Origin of the sequence: Sphingopyxis sp. (assembly GCF_025869345.1) — a bacterium.
Taxonomy (GTDB): domain Bacteria; phylum Pseudomonadota; class Alphaproteobacteria; order Sphingomonadales; family Sphingomonadaceae; genus Sphingopyxis.
Window position 1 is genome coordinate 1 of sequence record NZ_JAOZVW010000151.1, and the last position, 3,986, is coordinate 3,986.

Annotated in this window: 5 protein-coding genes; 2 read left to right on the plus strand and 3 right to left on the minus strand. The window is 65.8% G+C overall.

What is annotated here, in order from left to right; genetic code table 11:
- Positions 1-69: 69 nt before the first annotated feature.
- Positions 70-801 (minus strand): folate-binding protein, encoded by a 732-nt coding sequence (locus OJI97_RS16830; protein WP_297665396.1) that lies wholly within the window; start codon positions 799-801, stop codon positions 70-72.
- Positions 802-857: 56 nt separating this feature from the next.
- Between OJI97_RS16830 and pyrC the strand changes: the two genes are divergently transcribed.
- Complete coding sequence (pyrC, locus tag OJI97_RS16835; RefSeq protein ID WP_297665397.1) at positions 858-1,880, plus strand: dihydroorotase; 1,023 nt, start codon at positions 858-860, stop codon at positions 1,878-1,880.
- Positions 1,881-1,975: 95 nt separating this feature from the next.
- Here pyrC and rarD read toward each other — a convergent pair whose 3' ends face one another.
- Entirely contained in the window at positions 1,976-2,887 is a 912-nt protein-coding gene (rarD, locus tag OJI97_RS16840) for an EamA family transporter RarD (RefSeq protein WP_297665398.1), read from the minus strand.
- A gap of 19 nt (positions 2,888-2,906) precedes the next feature.
- On the minus strand, positions 2,907-3,128 hold the full coding sequence (locus OJI97_RS16845; RefSeq protein ID WP_297665400.1) for a hypothetical protein: 222 nt from the start codon (positions 3,126-3,128) through the stop codon (positions 2,907-2,909).
- Between the two features lie 182 nt (positions 3,129-3,310).
- Here OJI97_RS16845 and OJI97_RS16850 point away from each other — a divergent pair, with 182 nt between their 5' ends.
- Positions 3,311-3,709: a glycine zipper 2TM domain-containing protein gene (locus tag OJI97_RS16850; RefSeq protein ID WP_297665401.1), complete on the plus strand. Its 399-nt coding sequence runs from the start codon at positions 3,311-3,313 to the stop codon at positions 3,707-3,709.
- Positions 3,710-3,986 lie beyond the last annotated feature (277 nt).

Consider the following 3,986-nt stretch of genomic DNA (forward strand, 5'->3'; position numbering starts at 1 on the left):
CGCTCGCAATGACGGATACGGATGGGAAAGGGATAATCACCAAACAAGTTCAGGGTGACGAGGAAGGGGTCATGCCCCCCGGTCGGCGGTGAGCGCTTCGCGCATCCAGCCGGGCGCGGCGGCTGGGTCGATATTCTCGACCCGGCGATGCTCGACCGACCAGCCGAGTTCGGGATAAGCGACCACCTGCCGCTTGCCGTCGGCCTCGGCGACCGGCACGACTACCAGCCGCCGATTGACCTTTTGCCGCCAGTTCATCCGTGCCGTATTCTCCTGCCCGACATAGCAGCCCTTGGTGAAGCTGACGCCGTTCAGTTCGGCGGCGTTGCATTCGAGCCAGAGCGTCGTGCCGTCGCCCAGCTCGGCGTGTCCCTCGGTGACGCCGAACGACAGGCGGTGCGCCTGCCATGCGGCGTCGGCGCCCTCCCCTTCCCCGGCGGACGCAAGCCAGCGCTGGCCGAGATCGGACAGACGTGGATCGACGACGCCGAGGTCGCCCTCCTTCGCCCAGTGGACGGCGAGCCCCTCCTCGCGCGCAATCGTGATCGCGCGGCGCAGGCGATAGAGGGTCAGGCGCTTGGCGAGATCGTCCGCGGCGGCGCGCTCGCAGTCGATCAGCACATCATCCTGGTCGCCCCAGATCAGGAAATCGAACAGCACTTTGCCCTGCGGGGTCAGCAGCGCCGCCCACACCGGCAGATTGCCCGAAACATCATTGGTGACGAGGCCTTGCAGAAAGCCGCGCACATCCTCGCCCGAAAGTCGAAGGAGCGCGCGATCGTTGAGGGTGGTATTGGGCATGGCGATAATCTAGGGACGCCCCAGCCAAAACCAACCCACTTATCGACGAGCCGCAGATGACCGACCGCCTGACGATCCGCCGCCCCGACGACTGGCATGTCCATCTGCGCGACGGCGCGATGCTCGAACAGGTCGCGCGCCACACCGCGCGCCAGTTCGCGCGCGCGATCATCATGCCGAACCTGTCGCCGCCGGTGACGACCGCGAAGGAAGGCGCGGCCTATCGCGACCGCATCCGCGCCGCGGTGCCGAAGGAACTCGACTTCACGCCGCTGATCGTCGCCTATCTGACCGACCATAGCGATGCGGGCGAGCTGGCGCGCGGCCATGCCGAGGGCGTGTTCACCGCCGCGAAGCTCTATCCCGCCCATGCGACGACGGGCAGCGCGCACGGCGTCACCGACGTCGCGAATATCATGGGCGTGCTCGAACGCATGGCCGAGATCGGGATGCCGCTGCTGATCCACGGCGAAGTCACCGATCCGGACGTCGACATCTTCGACCGCGAGGCGGTGTTCATCGAACGCACGCTCGCGCCGCTGGTCCGGAAACTGCCGGCCCTCAAGATCGTCTTCGAGCATATCACCACGGCCGAAGCGGTCGATTTCGTGCGGGACGCGCCCGCCACCGTCGGCGCGACGATCACGCCGCAGCACCTCCATATCAACCGCAACGCGATGCTCGTCGGCGGCATCCGCCCGCACGCCTACTGCCTGCCCGTCGCCAAGCGCGAGCGGCACCGGCTCGCGGTGCGCGCCGCGGCGGTGTCGGGTTCGCCCAAATTCTTCCTCGGCACCGACAGCGCGCCGCACGCGGTGCACACCAAGGAAGCGGCCTGCGGCTGCGCGGGCATCTTCAACGCACCCTATGCGCTCGAATCCTATGCTACGGTGTTCGACGAGGAAGGCGTGCTCGACCGGTTCGAGGGGTTCGCCAGCGAGCATGGGCCCAATTTCTATGGCCTGCCGCTCAATGGCGGCACGATTACGCTCGAGCGCGGGGAAACATTGGTGCCGGAGCGGATCGGCGAGGTCGTGCCCTTTCATGCGGGCGAAACGCTGGGCTGGCGACTGACCTGACCCGTCACCCCCGCGAAAGCGGGGGACGCTGGGGCCCCTTTACGGCATCGTAGCGCAAACCGATGACGGCCCCCGCCTTCGCGGGCGCGACGAGATCAGGCGACCACCCGCTCCGCGCGCATCTTCCGTCCCATGTCGAAGCTGAACACCGCGATGCTGATCCAGATCAGCACGAAGCAGGCAAGCTGCACGGGTTTCAGCGGTTCATGGAAGACGAACAGGCCGAGCAGAAATTGCAGCGTCGGCGCCAGATATTGCGCGAAACCGAGCGCGGCATAGCTCATCCGCCGCGCCGCGGTCGCGAAGAGCAATAGCGGCACCGCGGTCACGATCCCGCCCGCCATCAGCAGCAGGCTGATCGCGCCGTCCGACCCGAACCCGCGCCCGTCGCCGATCCACAGATACCAGCCCGAAACCGCGAGCGCCAAGGGCATCAGCAACGTCGTCTCGATCGCAAGACCGGGGAGCGAACCCACCGGCACGATCTTGCGGATCAGGCCATAGAAACCGAAGCTCAGCGCCAGCGTCAGGCTGATCCACAGTGTGTCGAGCGCGCCCGCGAGCAGGATCGCGACCCCGATGCCCGCGATGACGACCGCGACGAGCTGGAGCCGGCCGAGGCGTTCGCCGAGAAAGAGCATCCCCAGCATCACATTGACCAGCGGATTGAGATAATAGCCGAGGCTGGCCGCGAGGACATGGTCGGTGAAGATCGCGAAAATATAGACGAGCCAGTTGACCGCGATCAGCAGCGCGCTGGCAAGCAGCATCCGCAGCACGCGGGGGTCGCGGAGCGCCGCGAGATAGTCGCCGATCTGGCGGCGAAAGACCATGATGAGGAAGCAGAGCGGCAGCGACCAGATGATCCGCTGCGCCAGCACCTCGACCGGCGGCACGCTTTCGAGCAGCTTGAAGAAGAGCGGGACGAAGCCCCAGATGCCATAGGCGGCAAGCGCATAGGGCAAGCCGCCCTGATGGCTCCCCGCGGGGGCCGATGCCTGTGTCATGATGGTTCGCCGTGCCGGATCAGATGATGCCGCCGCCGAGCATCAGGCGCACGACGCCGATGACGATGACGACGATGTTGAGATTGCGCCCGCTGGTCCGGTTCGACATCGCGCCGAGCGCCAGCCCGACGACCGCGATCGGCACCACCACCCAGTTCGCCCAGCCGAGCAGCGGGATGAAGGCGGGAATGGCAAGAATCAGCGCGATGACGCCGATGATGATCGAGGCGATGTTCAGCATGTTTCCACATGTCGCATGGCCGCGCCGCACCTTCAAGACCCTTTCGGTTCGTCGATGGATTCACTCGCTTCGTCCCGTTGCCTCAGGTTCATGCAACGGCTTTCGGACCCGGCTCGTTCTTTCCTCGAAGCGCCCGGTTCCGTTTGGAACGGAGGCGCCGAGACCAGGAAAGGATTTGAATAATGCGTATCTTGACCAAAGGCATGATGGGCCTGTTCGCCGCGGCCAGCGTCGTCGGCACCGCGCCCGCCTATGCCGGCGTGTCGACGGCCGTCCCCGGCTATCATCAGGCCGAGGCATCGGCGGATTATTACAAGAAGCGCAAGCATAACCGCAATTATTATGCCTCGCGCGACCAGCGCGTGAACAGCAACACGCGCATCTGGCGCGGCAGCGACGGCCGTTATCGCTGCAAGAAGGACAATGGCACGACCGGCCTGCTGATCGGCGGCGCGGTCGGCGGTCTTGCCGGTCACGAGATCGCGGGCAACGGCGACAAGCTGCTCGGCACCGTGCTCGGCGCCGCGGGCGGCGCGCTGCTCGGCCGCGAGATCGACAAGGATAAATATCGCTGCCGCTAAGCGACAGTTACCCGTCGCGGGTGTGGGTCCGAGACCCCTCCGCCCGCACACGTGATGGAGAGGGCGCCGGCCTAACCACCGGCGCCCTCAAATTTTTTGTGTCATCGACCGCGAAACAGCGCAAATTTTCGTCACCCCGGACTTGATCCGGGGTCCCGCTTGCCGACGCCGCTGAGCGGGACCCCGGACCAAGTCGGTGATTATCCCTTTCCCATCCGTGTCCGTCATTGCGAGCGAAGCGAAGCAATCCAGAGTGGCGTAAACCGCTCTGGATTGC